The organism is Staphylococcus sp. EG-SA-2 (genome assembly GCF_017152085.1).
The window spans coordinates 1-512 of record NZ_JACYHC010000231.1 but is presented as its reverse complement, the minus strand read 5'-3'; the positions used below and the strand labels follow the sequence as shown (position 1 = coordinate 512).

Sequence of the window (512 nt, the reverse complement as noted above, 5' to 3'; positions counted from 1 at the left end):
CATAAAACCTACTTGAGGTAATTGTTCCATTGTAATCTCCCTTTCGTTAATCATATTTATATTTTTAATTATTGTTACCGTTATAATTTACAAGATTCATTATCAAGCCACTTCATTTCAATCGTCATTCACTTTGGAAAATGGACTTTATATTTCATCACTAGTAAAATGAAAACCCGCTACAAGTACACATCTATATGGAGACTCATTTGAAAGTCAACGCTTCGTTAACTATACTAAAAATATGTCATACTGCAATGTTCACGTTTAAAAGAGTCTCAATCTCTGCAAATAAAATATTCCATAACAAAGTATATACTTTACATTTTTATAATTCTTAACAATACTATTTTATCAAATATTTACCACAATAAAAATATCTTTTTCATTTTTATTTAATTTAATCATATAATTGCGAGGAGAATATTATGGATTTCGTTAATAATGATACAAGACAAATTGCTAAAAACTTATTAGGTGTCAAAGTGATTTATCAGGATACCACTCAAACG

1 pseudogene is annotated in these 512 nt (G+C 26.8%); it reads left to right on the top strand.

What is annotated here, in order from left to right:
- Positions 1–428: 428 nt before the first annotated feature.
- Positions 429–512 (top strand): annotated as a pseudogene (locus IDG60_RS02265) (DNA-3-methyladenine glycosylase); the annotation flags it as partial.